Source organism: Paenibacillus sp. 01T47 (assembly GCF_056398245.1).
Genome location: NZ_JBFTPA010000024.1, coordinates 45,242 through 64,399 on the forward strand (window position 1 = coordinate 45,242; position 19,158 = coordinate 64,399).

At 41.0% G+C, this 19,158-nt stretch carries 19 protein-coding genes; 16 read left to right on the forward strand and 3 right to left on the reverse strand.

All coding sequences use genetic code 11. The features are described from left to right. Window positions 1-97: 97 nt before the first annotated feature. A complete protein-coding gene (locus AC1DOV_RS30185) occupies window positions 98-502 on the forward strand; it encodes a GNAT family N-acetyltransferase (protein ID WP_339208350.1) in 405 nt (134 codons plus the stop codon). 183 nt (window positions 503-685) lie between these two features. After that, complete coding sequence (locus AC1DOV_RS30190) at window positions 686-1,222, forward strand: hypothetical protein (RefSeq protein ID WP_477551828.1); 537 nt, start codon at window positions 686-688, stop codon at window positions 1,220-1,222. Between the two features lie 378 nt (window positions 1,223-1,600). Here the strand turns inward: AC1DOV_RS30190 and spoVB are convergent, their stop codons facing one another. Then, on the reverse strand, window positions 1,601-3,151 hold the full coding sequence (gene spoVB, locus AC1DOV_RS30195) for a stage V sporulation protein B (protein WP_477551829.1): 1,551 nt from the start codon (window positions 3,149-3,151) through the stop codon (window positions 1,601-1,603). Between the two features lie 406 nt (window positions 3,152-3,557). On the opposite strand from spoVB, the gene AC1DOV_RS30200 reads away from it, so the two are divergent. Next, window positions 3,558-5,060, forward strand: coding sequence for an alpha/beta hydrolase family protein (locus AC1DOV_RS30200; RefSeq protein WP_477551830.1), 1,503 nt, complete (start codon window positions 3,558-3,560; stop codon window positions 5,058-5,060). A 478-nt stretch (window positions 5,061-5,538) separates the two neighbouring features. Continuing rightward, window positions 5,539-6,726: a DUF6688 domain-containing protein gene (locus AC1DOV_RS30205; RefSeq protein ID WP_477551831.1), complete on the forward strand. Its 1,188-nt coding sequence runs from the start codon at window positions 5,539-5,541 to the stop codon at window positions 6,724-6,726. A gap of 333 nt (window positions 6,727-7,059) precedes the next feature. On the opposite strand, the gene AC1DOV_RS30210 is transcribed toward AC1DOV_RS30205, so the two are convergent. Both AC1DOV_RS30210 and AC1DOV_RS30215 read right to left on the reverse strand, forming a co-directional pair. Next, a complete protein-coding gene (locus AC1DOV_RS30210; RefSeq protein ID WP_441884584.1) occupies window positions 7,060-8,016 on the reverse strand; it encodes an ABC transporter permease in 957 nt (318 codons plus the stop codon). Continuing rightward, window positions 8,009-8,929, reverse strand: a complete 921-nt coding sequence (locus AC1DOV_RS30215; RefSeq protein ID WP_477551832.1) for an ABC transporter ATP-binding protein — start codon at window positions 8,927-8,929, stop codon at window positions 8,009-8,011. Before AC1DOV_RS30215 ends, AC1DOV_RS30210 begins: the two co-directional genes overlap by 8 nt. 467 nt (window positions 8,930-9,396) lie before the next feature. Between AC1DOV_RS30215 and AC1DOV_RS30220 the strand changes: the two genes are divergently transcribed. The 12 genes from AC1DOV_RS30220 to AC1DOV_RS30275 all read left to right on the forward strand — a co-directional run bounded on the left by AC1DOV_RS30220 (window position 9,397) and on the right by AC1DOV_RS30275 (window position 18,969). Further along, window positions 9,397-9,885: a P-loop NTPase family protein gene (locus AC1DOV_RS30220; protein WP_477512316.1), complete on the forward strand. Its 489-nt coding sequence runs from the start codon at window positions 9,397-9,399 to the stop codon at window positions 9,883-9,885. 146 nt (window positions 9,886-10,031) lie between these two features. Next, on the forward strand, window positions 10,032-10,490 hold the full coding sequence (locus AC1DOV_RS30225; RefSeq protein WP_477551833.1) for a hypothetical protein: 459 nt from the start codon (window positions 10,032-10,034) through the stop codon (window positions 10,488-10,490). Between the two features lie 949 nt (window positions 10,491-11,439). After that, window positions 11,440-12,282, forward strand: a complete 843-nt coding sequence (gene mle, locus AC1DOV_RS30230) for an alpha/beta fold macrolide esterase (RefSeq protein WP_477551834.1) — start codon at window positions 11,440-11,442, stop codon at window positions 12,280-12,282. 276 nt (window positions 12,283-12,558) lie between these two features. Further along, on the forward strand, window positions 12,559-12,828 hold the full coding sequence (locus AC1DOV_RS30235) for a CD3324 family protein (RefSeq protein WP_076270608.1): 270 nt from the start codon (window positions 12,559-12,561) through the stop codon (window positions 12,826-12,828). Window positions 12,829-13,078: 250 nt separating this feature from the next. Beyond that, window positions 13,079-14,050, forward strand: a complete 972-nt coding sequence (locus AC1DOV_RS30240) for an alpha/beta hydrolase fold domain-containing protein (RefSeq protein ID WP_477512313.1) — start codon at window positions 13,079-13,081, stop codon at window positions 14,048-14,050. Between the two features lie 197 nt (window positions 14,051-14,247). Then, entirely contained in the window at window positions 14,248-14,403 is a 156-nt protein-coding gene (locus AC1DOV_RS30245; protein ID WP_477512312.1) for a hypothetical protein, read from the forward strand. Between the two features lie 38 nt (window positions 14,404-14,441). Continuing rightward, a complete protein-coding gene (locus tag AC1DOV_RS30250; protein ID WP_477512311.1) occupies window positions 14,442-15,137 on the forward strand; it encodes a MerC domain-containing protein in 696 nt (231 codons plus the stop codon). 201 nt (window positions 15,138-15,338) lie between these two features. Then, window positions 15,339-15,734: a MerR family transcriptional regulator gene (locus AC1DOV_RS30255; protein ID WP_441884600.1), complete on the forward strand. Its 396-nt coding sequence runs from the start codon at window positions 15,339-15,341 to the stop codon at window positions 15,732-15,734. A gap of 3 nt (window positions 15,735-15,737) precedes the next feature. Then, the gene (locus tag AC1DOV_RS30260) at window positions 15,738-16,565 is read left to right on the forward strand and encodes an NmrA family NAD(P)-binding protein (RefSeq protein WP_477512310.1); all 828 of its coding nucleotides are present in this window, start codon (window positions 15,738-15,740) and stop codon (window positions 16,563-16,565) included. Window positions 16,566-16,761: 196 nt separating this feature from the next. Then, window positions 16,762-16,983 carry a DUF7660 family protein gene (locus AC1DOV_RS30265; RefSeq protein WP_441884604.1) on the forward strand — a complete coding sequence of 74 codons (222 nt, stop codon included), beginning with the start codon at window positions 16,762-16,764 and terminating at the stop codon, window positions 16,981-16,983. A gap of 559 nt (window positions 16,984-17,542) precedes the next feature. After that, window positions 17,543-18,001 carry a hypothetical protein gene (locus AC1DOV_RS30270; protein ID WP_441884606.1) on the forward strand — a complete coding sequence of 153 codons (459 nt, stop codon included), beginning with the start codon at window positions 17,543-17,545 and terminating at the stop codon, window positions 17,999-18,001. A 179-nt stretch (window positions 18,002-18,180) separates the two neighbouring features. Further along, window positions 18,181-18,969 (forward strand): GNAT family N-acetyltransferase, encoded by a 789-nt coding sequence (locus AC1DOV_RS30275; protein WP_441884608.1) that lies wholly within the window; start codon window positions 18,181-18,183, stop codon window positions 18,967-18,969. The last annotated feature ends 189 nt before the right edge of the window (window positions 18,970-19,158 follow it).

Sequence of the window (19,158 nt, forward strand, 5' to 3'; positions counted from 1 at the left end):
CATTTTATGGCTTCGTAAGGATTGCAAAACCATCGAAATATGGGAGTTTAAAACAGATGTTGTGGCGTAGTTAGTTTTATGAAAGGAAGGTATAGGGGTGAGTATTTATTACGCTTCAAGCAAAGAGGATATCACTAAGGATGCACTCCAAGAGTTATTTCTTTCGGTAGAATGGGAGTCTGGCAAGTATCCAAACGAGCTTTTACAAGCAATCGGAGGGTCTCATTCAATTGTTACCGCTTGGGAAGAAGGAAAGCTTGTCGGTTTAATAAATGCTTTGTCAGATGGTGTTTTAACGGTATATTTTCATTATATGCTTATTCATCCGAGTTATCAGAGTATAGGTATAGGTAAGGAAATGATGAATATAATGCTTGATAGATATAAAGGGTGTAAAACAAAAGTATTAATTTCTTATCCTCATGCAGTGGATTTCTATAATAAATTTGGCTTTAATACAGAGGATGGAGCTACACCAATGTTTATCTCAGAGTTGATATGATTGAACTAACGGTGAACAATAGTTCAATAATTAAAGGGCTGCCGTGAGGTAGCCCTTTAATTAACTAACGGACAGAATAGTTTAATTACTTCACTAATACTTTAAATATGGAGAATATGCGTAGTTTGTACAAGAGACGTTACATGAAAGGAATGTAATACTTAAACTAAGGAGCGAATAGGTGTGATCATTCAATCTATCACAATCTTATGGGATAAAAAGGTCAGAGGAGCTCCACACTCTACTTTGAGGAATAGATTTAGCAAGTCGTTCTCAATTCCAGATATGCTGATAAATTACATTGGAAGCACTACGATTCCTTTTCAGGAAATACTAATTACTCAAAATGAAAATGGATTTGAAATTGAAAGTAATAAAGTCGAGTATCTTGACTCACATCGAAATGCTTGGAAGATAGCTAGTACTGAAATACAAAACAAGGATGACGAACTACAAGTATATTTTAAGTATTCTAATTCTTGTGGCAAGCCTGTTCGTTATGATTCAAGATATCATTATTTATCTGAAAATGCGTTTATACTTCAAAGTAGTGAATATGGAAGGATTACCTATAACGGTAGATTAGTACACAATGATACAGGAGATTGGATTTATCAGTTAAAGATATTGAATATTTATAATGGTCATAGTGATGACAATGAGATTTTAACAAAGAAATCACCTTCGAAAGATTATAAACAAATAGAAGTGCTTTTTTAGTATTTCACGAAGGCATTCCTATCATATAACACCATATTCATGCTTCGAGCCATTCGGCTCACGGTCCGGCAGAATTTAGAAGTTGATTCGAAGATGACATTGGCAGCAGCAGGGAATTGGAATCAGACGAACATACCCTCACCGCATCACGATCGAACCATTGAGCTAACGGGACACGTAAATTCAATAAAATAGCGACAGTCTAGGACTCTTTGTTTTCTCGTCCTTGGCTGTCGCTATTTCAATTTCTAAGTTCAGTCCAAAACTTATTTTATGGAGTCTAACGGTATGACAACTCGAAAAATCGGGTGGAATAAAGACATCCAGTCTAATACTATTTATTCTTTTTTCATATCGAATCATGACTGCTGCTTTTTCTTACCATGGAATTGAAAATTTATGACGTGTGCTTTTCCAATTCAACGTACCGGTCACGACTAGAGCAGCGAAATAAAGAAACAAGGAACAGAAGATTGAAATGATTACGCACCATAACTGCGGCATACCGTGGCTGACTAGCTGGTTATAGGTCAAGTGTCCGCAGATTGCCATTAGCATCATGCAGATCCCAACCTTGATATAAGGACGAATGCTCCCATAAAATCCGATCGAACTCGAGATGGAAAAAAAGTTCAATAGCGTTTGTATTAATATGCCAATACCGATGCCGAACGCAACACCAACGATTCCTAATTGACTGCCTAACACGAAGACCGAGACACCCTTAAATACAGTAGCTATTACGTAATTCCATAGAGCTGCTTTCGCGCGACCGAGGCCAAGTAGAATCGCATGAAGTGGAGCATCGAAATAATGTAGAAAAAACATAGGCGCCAGTATTTTTAGAAGTAATCCTGCTTCAGGCGCATTATAGACTTGTGTCGTTAGTGGAGTTGCCCATTCGTACAGGATAACGGTTGCTGGCGCACCGATCAGAAGTCCCAATATCATAGCCTGATTCATCCGCTCATGTATGAGCAAACTATTCTTGTTCACCGTGGCCTCACCAATCGCGGGAATAAGAGCGGTGGATAAGGATTGCGTGATAAAGCTTGGCATGAATAATAGCGGAAACACATAGCCGGCCAGCAGACCGAATTGCTTCGTGGCTAAAGCTGTTCCGATGCCGTACAGGGCCAGGCTGGTTGTAATAAGAAGCGGCTGGAAGGCGTTGTATAACGAATGAATAACACCATGACCAGTCGTCGGAAGTCCGATTTGCAGCAGCTCGCCGAGTGTGCTTCTTCCTTGTTTCAGATGGCTCGCCCAAGTCTCGCCCGATACCTTCGATTCACCATATAGCTTGTAGCTTGTCATCAGAAATAAGAGGCTTATCGCTTCGCTGACGACAGAGGCAGCCATTGCACCTGCAGCTGCATAAGCAATTCCGTAAGGCAGCAATAGGTGTACCAACGCTAGCACACAAGCGATTTGAACCGTATGCTCCAGCACATCGGAAGCTGCAATGGTCTTCATCTGCTGCATGCCCCGAAAATAACCCTTTAATACGGCGGAGACTGCGATAATCGGTGCGATCGGTGTAATCGCTAGCATGGCGTAATAAGCCCGCTGGTCGCTTAACAGAATAGACGCGATCCACTCTGATCCAAGTAACGATATGGTCGTGAGCGCTACGCTCAAAACGCCCGTAACAGCGAGTGAGACATACAGAATGCGCCTCACTTTCATCCGTTCGCCGCGAGCTTGGGCCTCTGCGACCAACTTGGAAATTGCCACCGGTAATCCAAGCTCCGTAATCGTAATGACGAGCGGAACAAGCGGATGCGCCATCATCAAGATGCCGATTCCCTCTGCGCCCAGTACGCGAGCTATATACATGCCGCTGATAAAACCGAGAATACGATTGATGAAAGCAGCAACAGACAAAACCAGAGTACCTCTCATAAACGATTGCCCGAGTTGTGACATGACTTGTGTCCTCCTGTTAATCGAATACATAAATGTATTCAAAAAATTGAAAAGCATGCGAACAAGCTCAAGACGCTAGCCAGGCGCCAGCGGTGTCATAAGAAAATAAAGTCTTAGGCAGACGATGCTTTATTAAGCTAACAGGTAAATAATCATCAGGACGAGGCTGCCGAAATAAATCGGCAGCCTCGTTGAGCTAACGGTCAGTTTATCAGGGTGGACAAGAAAAGTGGGTCGCAAGATCAGTCTCAGGAATGGTTACCATGGCTACCACTTCATGGTTACGTGCTAAATAAGCGTCTTACAAAATTGTAAGGTAGATGTAAGGCAAAGCGATAGCTTAGGCCAGTTTGGCAGGATAATATTGGAATAAAGAAACATAGAAATTTTTAAAAGGAGAATCGAGATGAGGCTGTTTGAACTGTTGCTTTTTTTGTCAAACATCGGCTTGTTTGCATTAACAGTCCTATTAAAAAAAGGACGGCGTAAAATTTCAGTATTCGTTGCAAGCGGGATCGCCACACTTTTACTGGTCATTCATTCGACGGTGGAAGGATACAGAGTTCAGCTATTTTTCCTATATTGCATAACGATCATTTTTTTAGCCATTTCAGGTTATAGCTATTTTAAAAAAAACGTCCAAAAAAAAATCCCGCGATTCATGTTGGGTTCAGCTAATACCGCTATAGCGCTAATGCTGGTCGTTACAGCGGGTCTCATGTATGCTTTTCCTGTATTTAAGCTGCCTGAACCGACAGGCGAATTTAAGGTAGGAACGCAAACTTATCATTTTGTGGATACAGAGAGGGAAGAGATTTTCGACGAAGCCAGAGATGGTAAGAGAGAATTGATGGTTCAGGTATGGTATCCGGCTCAAGCTGGCACCGGTAAATACGCTCCCTTTATTTCTAATCCCCAGATTTTACGTTATATGGCCGGGAATTATGGCCTTCCCGGGTTTACTCTTCAACACCTGAAGTACGTATCCAGTCATGCTTATTCGGGGGCCGAAGTCTCTTCGGCACAGACTTCATACCCGCTGATCCTTGCTAATCCCGGGTTCGGCTCTTCCAGGTTCCTCCATACGTCACAAGCCGAAAATCTTGCGAGTCACGGATATATCGTGGCAGTGATCGACCACACCTACAATACATTTGCAACCGAGTTTCCGGATGGTCGAATCACGACGAGCACAACCAACGACTTATTCTCGCCCGATCATGATTACCGGACGGAAAGCGGAAATCGCGACAAGTTGGGAAAAGTTTTAACCGACGATGTGGCGTTTACCCTGGACCAATTCGAGCTCATCCAATCGGGGCAGATTCCAAGTCATCTAAAAGGGAGGATTGATCTCGGACATGTCGGGGTGTTCGGTCATTCCATCGGAGGAGCGACGGCTTATGACGCTACTTACGATCCACGAATAACGGTTGGAATAGACTTGGATGGAGCGCTTTATCGACTGCGTGAGAGAGAGGGTCTGCGTAAGCCGTTTTTGTTCATGAACTCGCAAAGCGAATTCGAAAGATTAAAAATGGTGAAGGATAACCACGCCTATACGGAGGCAGAGCTTAAACGTATGGGCAACACAAGAGAGTGGATGGATCAAGTAACGGAAGATAAAAAGGTAGAGCTTGAACGGATGCGCGAAACGGTTGACGTAGGGGGACAATTCCTCTATATCGACAATACGGAGCATTTGAATTTTACCGACGTACAGTTCATTTCTCCGATTTTCAAAATTCTGGGAGTTACAGGAAAGATTGCGCCAGAAAGAGTGAACTCCGTTATCAATGCCTATATGCTGGATTTCTTCGATATCTATCTAAAAAATCAAGGCGGAATCTTAATGAAAGGACCGGATAGCCGCTTTCCGGAGGTGAAGTTCGTAACCTCGCTGCTGTAATTCCGATATCAGGTCTCATATTAAGCATTAAGGGCTGCCTCATGGCAGCCCTGCGCTACGTTAATGGGCAGTAAGGACCAATAAATAGGAAAATATAAATGATCATTTTTCTCTTTTTTTGAATTATAAATTCAGAGTATCATTGACTAGATAAATGGTCAGTTCCTTACTTATATCAAAAAAAATCTTCGGAGGTGCAAATAGGACACGTTCATTTAATAACACAGCGGCAGTTTGACTTTGATTCCTCTCAAAAGACTGCCTTTTTTTGGATAAGTATCATACCGCGTCAAAGGGAATTTAGCATTCGCCGCTTCCAAAACTGCTTTCTTAAAATTTTGAAATCGGGCATTCAACGATGATGTCTACCTTATTGTGATTGCGGTGGCGAAACGCGACGCGCCCGATGTCGACGAAACGACAAGCGCGCCTGCCGCACAAGTCTTGTCCAATATCGACCGGAAGGAGCATCAAGAAAATGCTACTGTTGTTCACTCCATTTCTTCTCCTAGCGTTCACCGCCCTCATTCGGGCGGTGTTTACGTTCGCGCGAAAAGCTGGGGAAAGCGAACAAGGCGAAGGATTGACGTTAACACGGCTCGTAGACGGCATTCTACTTTCGATCGCCTCGTTTCTCCTGATCGTTGGCTTCATATTTGATGCGAAAGGGGTACCAGGAGGAGCGCCGTTGAAAATGTACTCAGAAACCGGAGAGCCATTATATGCATACGCATCTCTGTCCCACAAGCATAGTGCCGTACTTTGCGTAGACTGGTTGCTCGGCTTCTTTTCCTATTGGGCGCTGAGAATCTATCATAGGAAGCTTTCTCCAATTGTATATACTTGCTGCAACGTCTTTTTGGTTCTTTGCATCTCGCTGACCGCAGTCTATTTCATTCATACCGGCTTTTCCAATTACGATTTTAATGAGATCTTCTCCGTGTTGCTTCTTCAAACTGGGAGCTTAACGTCTTGCCTTCTGTACCTGGCGCAGCTCAAGCGCTCATTGGACGTATGGAAGGCGTTCGGAAGGGGGGAAGATGCGGAGACGATGCCCGCCTGGCAGCGGCCTCTGCATCGCTTCATCATCATGCGTCACCGGGCAATTCCGGCGCTATGGATCGCACTGCTATTCCCCGTTCAGCTTGTTGTTCAATTGCTTCTAGTCTTGTTCGGGCAGCGGCCGGATGGCGTAGTGCGGGCGTTTCTAGATACGAGCGGCTTCTACTTGTCGAGGCTGCCGGCGCCACCGCCGGAAATGGTGTCGGGGGATGGCCATTATTTGTGCACCGTCGCCGCTCTGGGGCATCGATCCCTAGTCAAGCCGCTTAGGCCGGGAATCCGGCACGGCATGTCTATTACCGTGAATCGCCAGCTGATGATCGCTAACGCGTTCGAAAACGTGCTGGAACAGTACATGCCCGCTTGCCACCGGACGATTCGCCGACTATACGACAAATACGGATATCCGGTTAGTCGGCAGATTCGTACGAAGACAGCAGCGGATGTGATCTATGTGGCGATGAAGCCGCTGGAATGGTTCTTTCTGCTCGTTCTGTATACTGTCGACATTCGCCCGGAAGACCGGATTCAAGTGCAATACAGTGGGTTCGGTAAAAAGAGTAGTCGACCGGACGCCGAATTGACAGGGAAACGCAGAAAATAAAGTGTCGGAATAGAAAATAATATTATTTACTCAGCAATGAATCATGAGGCATTAATTTATTCAAGTGGATTTAAGCTAACGGATAACGTTGGTTCAATTAAGAACAAAGGCAATCGACCAAAATGATCGGTTGTCTTTTCTACACTAACGGTCGTAACCAGATATAATTTTGCAAAAGAATGATGATACTCTAAGTTTTTATCCACGTCCAAAATTAAAAGATCGGATATAGATCGTTTAACTAACGGGACAGGTTAGTTGGATTAAAACAAAAGAACCTCGGACACAGCTTATTGCAAGCAGTGCCCGAGGTTCTTAGTATTGGAATTGCCCTTAAGCGGCGACGTCGCGTCTCGTAAACAGTAACCAAGCTAAGAATTGGAATACGATGTAGTAGGCGACAAGCATTATAATCGAGAACGTCAACGTCATTTCCGGTCTTAGCGGCGTCGCACCTTGCATATATTGCGTCAGGTCGATGTTAGAGAAGAGCAAATACTTGACCCAGCTATAGCCGCTGAGAAGCGCCGATAGCGTATTGCCGACCAGCATGAACAGAAGCGAGAAGGCTATGGCCATCGAGGAGCTGCGGAACGCGGACGATATCATGAAAGCCATCGTTACGTACATGAGCATGGATACGATCGAGAAAGCATATTTCTCCAACGAATTCAACAAATAGGAACTTTCTTGGATAACTCCGCCATCGGTAATCGATATTCTCGCTTGGCTTGTTCCTTCGAAGCCTTCGAGAATACCTCCGGCTGCGTAAGCAGACGCAAATGTCAATATGAGCAGCAGAAGCGCGAACCCAAGCGTGGCGATATATTTGCTGATCATAATCTTCGTGCGCGAAGCCGGACCGACAAGCAGCAGCTTGATCGTGCCCCAAGTGAATTCGGCCGCAATCATATCGGCAGCGATAATGACGGTTAGAATCGTCGCTAAAATAATTAAGTATGATGATGTATCTACATAATTCCACAATGACAATTCGTTAGGATTTGTATTTTGTTCCAAATAATATTCATTGAGCTTGATTTCGTTAGTGAAGTATGTTTTGTCCTCTTCCGAGAGTTCTTTGTTTTCTTGAAGCTCTTGCTGCATGTTGCTATTCCGTTCGGTCAGGTTGTTTTGCCAGTCGATCGTATTATTTTTGCTTGATTCCCACTTCATGATGCCGCTCATTAATGCGATTGTTAAAACGAGGAAGGCGATCATAAGCCATGTACGTGGACGACGATATATTTTCATATTTTCGTTTCGAATTAGATTAGACAGACTAGACAACCATCTCACCTCCGGTAATTTCCAAGAACTGTTCTTCAAGTGACTTCTGCGCCGCTTGAATGCCGAGCACGTCAATCTCCGAGCTTACAAGCAGCCTTGTAATATCGGGGATGGCAGCTTTGTCAGCCGCAATTTCGAGCTGATTGCCTTTCACCGTAATGCGGGTTGCATCGAAGATGGCGGATAGCAGCTGCTGAGCGGCAAGTAAATCGCCGACTTCGATAACGATCTTCGACTGTATCGAATCGCGAGTTTCCTGCAACGAGCGAATATCGATGAGCTTGCCGGCTTGTATTATCGCTACCCGGTCGCACATAAGCTCCATTTCGGACAGAAGATGGGAAGAGACGATGACGGAGATGCCTTCTTCTCTCGTCAGCTTGCGCAAATAATCGCGCAGTTCTCGAATGCCTGCAGGGTCGAGCCCGTTTGTCGGCTCATCAAGGATGAGCAACGATGGACGATGCAGAATCGCTTGGGCAACGCCAAGCCGCTGCCTCATGCCGAGAGAGTAACGCTTAACCTTCTCGTGAATACGGTTCTGAAGTCCGAGAAGCTTAACGACCTCATTGATCCGTTCCTTCGTAATGCCTTTATGCCGACGGGCAAAATGAACAAGGTTTTGATAACCGGTCAAAAATTTATACATTTCCGGGTTTTCGACGATCGCTCCTACATGCGTCATAGCAAGCTCGAAGTGCTCGCGAACGGATACGCCTTTAATTAGGGCCTCGCCCTTCGACATCGATATCAAGCCAACAATCATCCTTATTGTTGTCGTCTTGCCGGCACCGTTCGGTCCGAGAAATCCGAATACTTCGCCTGCTGGTATATCGAAACTAAGATTGTCGACGATCTTGCGTCCGCCAATCGATTTGGTCACGTTGCGAAGCTTCAAAACGGCTTCTGTCATGCGTTAAAACCTCCTAGTATTAACTTACATATGGAACTATACTGGAAGTCGCTTTGTCATAAAATAGACCTTTGATCAGGATTTCCCCCCTGCTTAGGTCGAGTATGAACGTTTTTCAAAGCATTTTTTAAACAAGTACTTAAAAATATGCTTGATAAAATAACTATGGATTATTTACAACATAATGAGGTATCTCTCGAATTTGAACTGGTGGGTATAGGTGCACTTTCTGATCATTACCCTGACTAGACAAAACCCGAAAGATGATCACTCTTTCTAAAGTGTCTATCTTTCGGGTTGCAGTTTAGCCACGGCAGCTGTTAATCTAACGGGCAGGTTACGCTAATGAGTATTCGTTCTATAACCGTGATCCGATATCTTGCCAAAATTGCATTAGAAGGAATCCCTGTTGTCAATAGAGAAGTCATTTAAATCAAATATGCTCGTTGCAGGGAGCTAGAATAGGAATGAAAAAGATCTTCATTATTGGAGTTGTAGCTAGTGGTAAGACGACATTGGCTAAACGCTTATCGCAGAAAGTTAGTGTACCTTGTTATGAACTTGACTCCATAGTCCATCATCAAACACCCATGGGACGATATAAACGTTCAGCAGAAGAACAAATTGAGGTTATAAAGGAAATAGATATACACGGTACATGGATATTTGAAGGAACAGATAGAGAGTCCTATCAATGTTTGTATGAAATGGCCGATACAATCATATTTCTTGATACTCCATTGTGGACGCGAAGGATAAGAATCCTAAAGAGATTTCTTAAGCAAAATCTTGGTATTGAAAAGTGTCATTATAAGCCAGACATCCTGATGTTGAAGATGATGTATAAATGGACAAAGGATTTTGAACAAAATAGAAGCGGTTTCGAAGCCAAGTTAAAAAAATACAAAGAGAAAGTGATTAGGTTAAGAAATAATAACAACCTGGACTTTACCTGAACGAATATGACTAAGGGATGGGGGACGTTAGTTGAACACCGAAGGGGCTGCCGCGTGGTAGCTCATCGTTAACAAGATACTGTTGTAAAATGAATACATTAATTGATCTAAAACAGTTGGTGTTTGTGATCTTTATAAGGAGTTTTATGAGAAAACTAAGAAAACACCTGTTGAATCTAGCTTTTGGTGAGTTAGTAGCGGCTATTTCTTTTTTTGTTGTATTTAAACTGTATCTAGATTTAGGATTCGCAAGCTTGCTTGCGTTTTCATTTCTTGTGTTGCAATTAATTCAAGGTGTGCTGTATTGGGTATTTAGATCTCAATCATTAGGTAAAGAGAAATCATTGTTAATGCGGAAAATCCTAATCATGCTTAGAAGAATTAATTTTCTTTTGGCTGTGATAATTGTTATTTTGTTGTTAATGCTTGCACAGAATAAAAGAGACTTATTTTTTGGTATGTTGATTTATGTTTTTTCCGTGATAGAATACATAAATTACTATTGGTATCGTTTAAGCTATGGGAAGTCGGGTTTCAATATTAAATTGCTTATTCAAGCTGGTTTAAAGCCTTCGAGTATTCATAAATTAATAAAAAGAAAATAATTCTCTAAACTATCGGATAATAAGAATTCATTCACAAAGGGCTACCGCTATAAGCGATAGCCTTTTCAGCTAAATGTCCGGATAGCGGTTGTTATCGACATGTTCCAGTTCAATCGATGTATTAGTATATAATGATAATTGAATAGGAGGGCGTTATCTAAATGGTATATATAGAAACAGGAATAAAACTATTTGTGTTTATAATAGTTATTTCTTTATTCTTTAGTTTGGTACGGTTCCTTGTCCAAAAATATCTAAGTGATTTCTTTCAAGGTTTCTCTGAAAAAACAATAAAAGTATTTAGGTTACTTAAAGGAAAGATTCAAAAAACAGGCTGACCATATGATTAGCGTTTTGAGAAACCGATCTATTTTAAGCATATGCCCAATAATGCTGAGCGTAGAAAAAACGTCAAATTGTTGGCGCTGCGCTATTTATCTGGCAGGGTATGTAAATCAATTTGCGAAAATTTCAAAAAACATAAGGGAAGAGGCAACATAGCTTTTTGAAACTAGGATAAAGGTTAACACAAAGGAAACCGCCTAGTATTTGACATATGACTTTGCCATATGTTAGCATAAATTTAACTTATACGAACGGAGGGGTTACGTGTGTTGATCTAATTCTTCGATACTTTTTGCACAATGAATTGGTTTGTGGTTTAAGACTATTTTGTGTGCATCGTAATCGAAGATTAGTTTGCCTTCACGGTAACCTAGTTTAGTTTTATATCATTGGGGAGAGGGGGAACCCTACCTTTATGCCATATAAACTAGATACAAAGGAAATGGATTGAACCTTTTATGATCTACCCGATGATTGGACTGATAGTCTTCCATAGGGTAATCATAATACTGTGTTCATTCTCAAATTCTTTTTCGATTACAGTATGCGCACAGGCCTATGGCCTGTGTTTTTTTATTTTGTAAGAAATATTGGAGGGTTCCATATGAACGAACAACTAATAAAAGTAGATGGGATTAATATATGTGCAGACAGTTTCGGAAATCCAGATCATTCGGCCATCTTGCTAATTATGGGGGCTCAATCCTCCTTGATTTGGTGGGAAGAAGAATTTTGTCAGCGTTTGGCAGATGCAGGACGTTTTATCATTCGTTATGATAACCGAGATGTTGGACGTTCAACAACTTATGAGCCTGGTCAACCGGGTTATACTTTTGAAGATATGGCAGATGATGCAATAAGAGTATTGGATGCTTATAAGATTGAGCAAGCTCATATCATAGGCATGTCCATGGGCGGTATGTTGACTCAAATGATCGCTCTGCGGCATCCGGAGAGGGTTAAAACCATTACCCTCGTTTCAACGTCCAATTTTGCTCCGCATCTCCCTCCGATGGAGGAAAGGGTTATGGAGTTTTTCTCGAATATGGGGGCTGTAGATTGGACGAACAAACAATCGGTAGTCGAATTTGCCATTAATAGATCAAAGATTCTGGTCGGTTCAAAGCATGTTTTTGATGAGAAGAGCATTGGCGCATTGGCGGAAAAAGAATTTGTTAGAAGCAACAATATCGCCAGTATGGGTAATCACGCCTTATTGGCAGGTGGGGAATCCTATCTGGTTAGGACGAGTGAAATCATTGCACCTACTCTGATTGTACACGGTACTGAAGATCCCATTATCCCTTATAAACATGGAGAAAATCTTGCTAATGAAATTCCGGATGCGGTTTTGCTGACATTGGAGGGTACTGGACATGAACTTCATTATGATGACTGGGATAAAATAATTACTTCTATTTCCAAGCACACATCAATATCAAATTAATACAAGCCGATTTATCGTATGGTTAAAGGCTTAGTTCACGTTTTCTCTATGCGAATCTTCTCCATTTGAAGTTATGTTATACTTGTTAGGAAAAGGGGGTGCTTACTGATGGAAAATCTCTTAAGATTATCTGGTACTTCTTCCACTCATGCAAAGCCTGTTATTGGAAAAGCGTTACTTTGCGTGGGGCGAAACATTTTATAGCGCTGAATAAGCTTTTCTAATATTTTGGCTTTGTACCTTATTTTTAATTGTCAAAATAAGGAGCGGGCGAAGTTGAAATATATTAATGCAACAAAGATATTGCCAGAAGAGCTAATTATGGAAATTCAAAAGTATGTTCAAGGAGAGGCTCTTTACATTCCTAAGCAAGAAAAGGAATATAAAAACTGGGGAAGCTTGAGCGGTGGTAGACAATTACTGGATCAGCGAAATGCCGCTATTAGAAATGCTTTTATGAGTAAGAGTAGTATCGAGCAGCTTTCGAAGGAATATTTCCTCTCCATAGATACGATTAAGAGAATTGTGTATTCACATAATGAATAAAGAATAACGGGCACTGGTGAGAATTTCTCATCAGTGCCTTTTTTGTGTTAACAATGAATCTAAGCCATTGTTGACATATGAATAGCTGTCTACATTATTTAAAATAGGTTTAGCATGTGAGAGTGTACATGATAGTTGGAAATTAGCTGACGAAAGAAAGTTAGAAAGGGCTCTGATTTGTGCATAAAACGATGAGCAGCACATCATAATGAATGATGTGTATAAATAGAAAGCGAGGAAATTAAAAATCATGAGTGAGCAAAAAAACAGAAGCAGACATTTAGTTGATCAAGAAATTATCAGCGCTGTTGATTTATTTCCAACAACTGATCTTTCTGAATCAATGTTAATAGAATCGCGCACAAATCAAGCAAAAATGCTGCCGCAAATAGATGTTACGCAGTTGTTCCCAGTTACTTTTGAAGAAAAAACAGTACCAAGTTATTTTGGAGGCCCAGATATTCGCATAGAGATCATTAAACCAATCCAGCCAAAGCACAAGAAGTTGCCATTATTTTATTCTATTCACGGCGGCGGTATGGTTATGGGAAGTCCGATTGGTGATCGTACAGCTAATGCTTCGCTTGCTTCCCAGCATGGTTTTTGCTGTGTATCTGTCTATTATCGCTTGGCACCAGAGCATGCTCAGCCTAGTCAGCTACAGGATTGTTATTCGGGCCTTAAATGGTGTATTGAGCATGCTAAGGAATTAGCGATCGATTCTCAAAAAGTGGCCATATCCGGCAGCAGCGCAGGTGGAGGATTAGCAGCGGGTCTAGCCATTTACATTCGTGACCAAAAGGAATTTGATATTCATCATCTAAGGCTGCGTAATCCAATGCTTGATGACCGTACAAGTTTTGCGCCAGAACATCCCTATGCGGGTGAGTTTGTTTGGACAAAAGGAAGCAATTATTTTGGCTGGAAATCTGTTTTAGGGCATGAACCCGGTCATGAAGAGGTTAGTGAGTATTACGTGCCTGCGCGTGCAAAATCACTAGCCGGTTTGCCACCCACTTATATAAGTATAGGCAGCATTGATTTATTCATCGATGAAGCCTTATTATTTGCAAAACAACTGGTCTTTGATGGTGTGTTAGTGGAATTACATGTATACCCTGGGTACCATCATTTGTCCCCGATGTTTCCAGATGCTCATTTTTCAATAGAAGGCTTCAAATCCAGTGAATGGGCTTTGCTGAAGGCGCTGAATTTACTTTAAAGCGGAACGAATTTATGGCGAAGCCAATAGGGAACCAAAAAAGTCGAAATTTTGACCCAATCAAACTGAAAATAAACCTCTCTGCAGGATGCTGCGGGGAGGTTTTTTTGCTCATTCTTGTTATTAAGCTAACGAGCAGGATAGTTCAGTATATCTAACGAATTTTTAAATTACTAATTGTTATCGAGATTCTTTAGATGGAAAGATGGCACTTCAACCCTCATATGCCTAAGAACGGCGAACGATTGATTAAATATGCAATTGCAAATGGGTGGGATTATTATTTAGATAAGAAGCCGCTGATAGTCGAACAAGGTCATGGCAAACAAGAACGCATTAGAATACAACAATAGGGCTGGCATAGTATAACCATGAGGGGTGAGTAAAATACATGTATATAATCTCGGCTGTATTGTATTTCCTGACGCATCACCCGTTCTGGTCATTGTTGATAATCTTATTTTTCAGCTTTGCCATGGGGATCTTCTTATCGATATGGCGTAATCATGGAAAATGGTTTTTCATACTGCCGTCTTTGGGGCTTCTGGCAGCAATTCTCAACATTTTTATCACGCATTATCTAAACTCATTATTTCTTAACGCAGTTGGAACGGAAAGTACTGCAATCATTGTTTACGCAGAGGAAACTAACTCCCTTTACAATGATCAATATGTTTGGAAGTACGAAGCGGTCCTCAAAACCTCCGAGGGGCAAGATATGGAGGCGAGTTTCACTACCATGTCCGCCAGTATTTATCCGCTGCGTAATGCCATTCTTATTCCGCCTAAGGATGAAGTTTTCGTCGCCAAGTATGTTCCAGGTTTCGAACGTAATCTCCTCATCATGAGCGATAAGTCAGAATACGGGAAGAAATGGATAATCAATAAGGATTTGAAACCGATTATAAAAGCTGAAGCCAAGCTTGCAACAAACTCCGGCAACTCAAAATTCATTTCGCAATACCGCCAAGCGCTTCAAGCGTTCATCGAAAAACACCGCAATGGGCCAGATTCAGCCCTAATTCGTCAGTATGAGCAAAAACTCGAAGTACTTGAGGCGATGGAACGTGAGAGACAATCTGAATAGTATTGAAGGGTTCTAATTATTTTTATAACAAGGCTGGCTACGGATATATTGGTTGTTGAGATAACGGGATACAATAGTTGAAATATAAAAAATGTGAGCAGACACTGTGGTGGCCTGCTCATTTTATTAAAAGGGACTTGACTATAACACTAGTGTCATACTTTATGATGAACTAAGAATACAAAGAAAGGAGGTTGAGCTATGAAAATGAAAATAAGTCAAATAGCGAAACAGACCGGCACTAGTATTCGATCCTTAAGACATTACGAGAAAAAAGGGTTGATAACCGCTTCTCGTCTCGACAATAATTATCGCGAATTTGATGATTCTATTGTCGAAGTCATTCATACGATTCAACTCTATCTTAATTTAGGACTTACAACGGATCAGATAAAAGATATTATGTATTGCCAATATCCCGATAACGACGAATTCGGCGAAAAAGATGAGTATTGTGATGAATTACTTCAAATCTATGAAACAAAACTGGATGAAGTTATTCGACAACAGAATGTTTTAGCAGATGCGGAATTAAGCTTGAAAAAGCAAATCAATTTAATGAAAAACCACCAAGATAAAAGAAATCAAGGAGGCTGAGCCATGACGGTTTTAGTAACAGGAGCAACCGGAAATGTGGGTCGCTATATCGTTGAAGAACTCGTCCGAACAGGTCATAATGTGCGTGCGTTGACGCGTAACCCGGCAAAAGCAAATTTCCCCAAAGAGGTTGAGGTCGTATATGGCGATCTTGCTTCTCCAGAGTCTCTTGTGCCCGTGCTGAAGGGCGTTACAAGCATGCACTTAATCACTTTTAACAGTGAAGGTTTTGGCCCGCTGCAGACTGGACCCGAAATTGTTGAACTGGCCAAGAAAGCTGGAGTAGAACGAGTCACAGTATTGTGGAGCGGTGTGAACGGACCCGTGGAGCAGGCCGTGGAAGCGAGCGGCTTGGAGTGGACCTTTCTCCAGCCGCCTCCAGAGTTTATGTCCAATACACTTATCTGGGCAGAGTCCATTCGCTCGGAAGGCATTGTGAAGGAGCCGTTTGCTGATTCTTTGGATGCGATGATTCACCCGGCCGACATCGCTAGTGTCGCTGCAACCGCACTGACCAATACCGGTCATGCAGGTAAAATCTATACGTTGACTGGACCTGAAGTGTTAACGATACCAGAAAAGGTTCGCACGATCAGTACTGCAATCGGGAAGGATATCCAATTCGTCGTGCTCACCGAAGAGCAAGCGCGCGAACGCATGCGGAATATGGGAGCTCAAGAGGATGTTATTAACTTTGTAATAGGCTGGCATGCCAACCCTCCTAAATCTGCGTATACAGTGGTTCCTACCGTCGAACAGGTCACTGGCCGCCCAGCACGCACCTTTGCCCAGTGGGTGTCTGAGCATGTGCAATATTTTAAAAATCAATAATTTGAGATGTTACAAAGCAGCAACTATAACGGAATGAGAAGATATTTTATTAGAGAGAACTTCTCTGCAGGGTACTGCGGGGAAGTTTTTTTGCTTATTCTTGTTTTTTACTGTCGGGCAGTATGGTTCCAATATGTGTTAAAATTGGGTAACAAAAAAATAAAACTAACAATTTTTCCTGAGGTGATTCAGTACAATGAGCTTAAACCCTTATGAGGTAAAAACAAAAGAGGATATGCTTCATTTTGTAGCTTCTTTAATGAGCGATTTGGATACAAATAAAAATGATTGGGAAAATCCGAATTTGGAATCATTTTTAGAAGGGATGAAGGCGTGGCTTGAAGATTCAGGGACTAATCTTGAGCCAGATTGGCGTACTTTCGCAATTATTCTCTCTGCCGGAAAATCCTACGAGTGATGATTATTTATTAGTCCAATTTTGATAGATTAATTTACTTTGAGAGCACCTTAATGCAATGATCACAAACTTTTTAAATAAGACGTTATAATGGAAGGAAATTTAATACGTATCACTATACTCCCACATCGGCAGCTAGTTCCTTGATCCATATGATGGATCAGTCTGTTATGCATGAACAAAATCATATATTGTAAAATAAGGTAAAGATATATTTGGAGGAAAACAATTTGACTTTTGAACTGGTTATGATTATTGTTTTATTTCTTTTAAATATTCCAATATATAAATTTCTGTTCCGTATTTTCTTTGTGGATGAAAATGATTATAACGAATCTATTCGGCATACGTTCACTCCTAACATAATCTCATTTTTTAGAGGGGAATACTGGAAGGATAGAATTAACACAGCGAGACTTCAGTTTTTTATACTTTTTTGCATAGGAATAGTTGTGTTGGAATACATCGTTTTGAATAAGCTAATCGATGTTTTTCGTTAGCTTGATTGAACGATCAACAATTGTAAATTGTTCACTTTCCATATTTGGAGGCGATTACTGTGGCTATCGGAGATTATCAGTTTATTCTATTTCCATTTGGAAATGAACCAACCGTTACTGAAGATGGGATGGAGTTTGTTGGGCAGAATAATTTCGACTTTGTTCAAACAGTAGAATTACTCAAAAACTCAGCTTATATAAAGAATGAACCAACTTTGAAATCTTGGAATTCATTTAATGATGCGTGTTATTTTCTCTATGATGATGGGATATACAAAGTTGAGATCGAACTAAATACAGGAACCGAATCAGAAAAGGCTGAAGAGATATCTGTCAGAACTAATGTTTATAATGGAGAGGGTAGTGTAACAGAAGCATTACGAATATGTAGGTTGTTATGCGCTTCCTTGAATTTGAATTGCTGGAGCATGAAACTTCGTAAACTAGTTGATTTGAATAATGAAGATGATATGAAATCTACAATAAATCATTTTAATAAGCTAAGAAATAAGGACTAGCTCCCTAAAATTTGTTTAACTAACAGGAAACATTAGTTAAATAACATAAATGGATGATCAGGCGCTTCAATGGCCTGCTAATTTTATTAATCTAATGGGTAGATCAAAAAATTAATGGTAACTGAATCTATGATCGAAAAATAATGAAAGCATATTTAATGAGGTGGGTTATGCTCGAGTTGAGTAGGAACGAATTTACTAAAGTATTACCGATGTTTTCAAAAATCCAAAACAAAGCAGTCTTTGCCTTTTCTGTAATTGAACATGTGCAAAATGGAAGGATATTTGTAAACAGTAGATTATATCCGTCTGCTGCTTTTCTTACAAGTTGCGGTGGATTTTATTGTTTAGTTGGTAATGCCTCAGATTGCAGATTTAATGATGCTGTAGCGAACTTTCTAAATCATAAGGACAACCACATTGGGTTCTATGCACTGGCGATGTTCACAGACGAATGGGAAAGAGCTTTCCAGAAATATCAACTAGAACATGCAAATAAAATAAAACGTACTTATTTCCGATTTAATGATCAAAAGTTTATTGAAAATAGTAAAGACATACATATAAACATCGATGAAGGACTGCAATATGAAGCGCTAAACGATGATATCTCGAATAGATATCGCGAGGATTTCTACACATACTATAAGCTAGTGTGGGATTCCAACGAGCATTTTAATGAGCGCGGCATCGGACATTTTATTACAAAAGAGAATAAAATCATAAGCGTTTGTTCATCTCCTTACGTTGGCAGAGGTTTTGCTGAGATTGATATTATTACAATTGAGGAACATAAATGTAGAGGGCTCGCGACAAAAGTTGGTATCGAGTTTATCAATGAATGTCGGAGTAAAAGACTACTACCAAACTGGAGTTGTCATTCAGATAATCAAGCATCGATATCTCTTGCCAATAAACTTGGATTTGATCAAATCGCAGAGCATCCGATGTATTGGTATAGCATGTAGCGTGGCGAGAACCCATTGACGTACGGAGCGCTTTGAAAGCGAGGACATCTCAGATATTTAAAGGTTGGCAGCATGATCAATATAGGGAAAAGAAATTGTAGAATATTTTGAGATTAGTCTCCATAGTATAGAAAGGAAATTTTATATTCTACAAACTTGCTTCGTTAAACTTGTTATTGGACGGTGACG

Bases quoted from the DNA above. Each gene is read 5' to 3' on its own strand.
- AC1DOV_RS30200 (WP_477551830.1), top strand. From the start codon at position 3,558: ATGAGGCTGTTTGAACTGTTGCTTTTTTTGTCAAACATCGGCTTGTTT.
- AC1DOV_RS30245 (WP_477512312.1), top strand. From the start codon at position 14,248: ATGGAAAGATGGCACTTCAACCCTCATATGCCTAAGAACGGCGAACGA.
- AC1DOV_RS30255 (WP_441884600.1), top strand. From the start codon at position 15,339: ATGAAAATGAAAATAAGTCAAATAGCGAAACAGACCGGCACTAGTATT.
- AC1DOV_RS30215 (WP_477551832.1), bottom strand. From the start codon at position 8,929: ATGACAGAAGCCGTTTTGAAGCTTCGCAACGTGACCAAATCGATTGGC.
- spoVB (WP_477551829.1), bottom strand. From the start codon at position 3,151: ATGTCACAACTCGGGCAATCGTTTATGAGAGGTACTCTGGTTTTGTCT.
- AC1DOV_RS30240 (WP_477512313.1), top strand. From the start codon at position 13,079: ATGAGTGAGCAAAAAAACAGAAGCAGACATTTAGTTGATCAAGAAATT.
- mle (WP_477551834.1), top strand. From the start codon at position 11,440: ATGAACGAACAACTAATAAAAGTAGATGGGATTAATATATGTGCAGAC.
- AC1DOV_RS30260 (WP_477512310.1), top strand. From the start codon at position 15,738: ATGACGGTTTTAGTAACAGGAGCAACCGGAAATGTGGGTCGCTATATC.
- AC1DOV_RS30205 (WP_477551831.1), top strand. From the start codon at position 5,539: ATGCTACTGTTGTTCACTCCATTTCTTCTCCTAGCGTTCACCGCCCTC.
- AC1DOV_RS30220 (WP_477512316.1), top strand. From the start codon at position 9,397: ATGAAAAAGATCTTCATTATTGGAGTTGTAGCTAGTGGTAAGACGACA.
- AC1DOV_RS30265 (WP_441884604.1), top strand. From the start codon at position 16,762: ATGAGCTTAAACCCTTATGAGGTAAAAACAAAAGAGGATATGCTTCAT.
- AC1DOV_RS30250 (WP_477512311.1), top strand. From the start codon at position 14,442: ATGTATATAATCTCGGCTGTATTGTATTTCCTGACGCATCACCCGTTC.
- AC1DOV_RS30225 (WP_477551833.1), top strand. From the start codon at position 10,032: ATGAGAAAACTAAGAAAACACCTGTTGAATCTAGCTTTTGGTGAGTTA.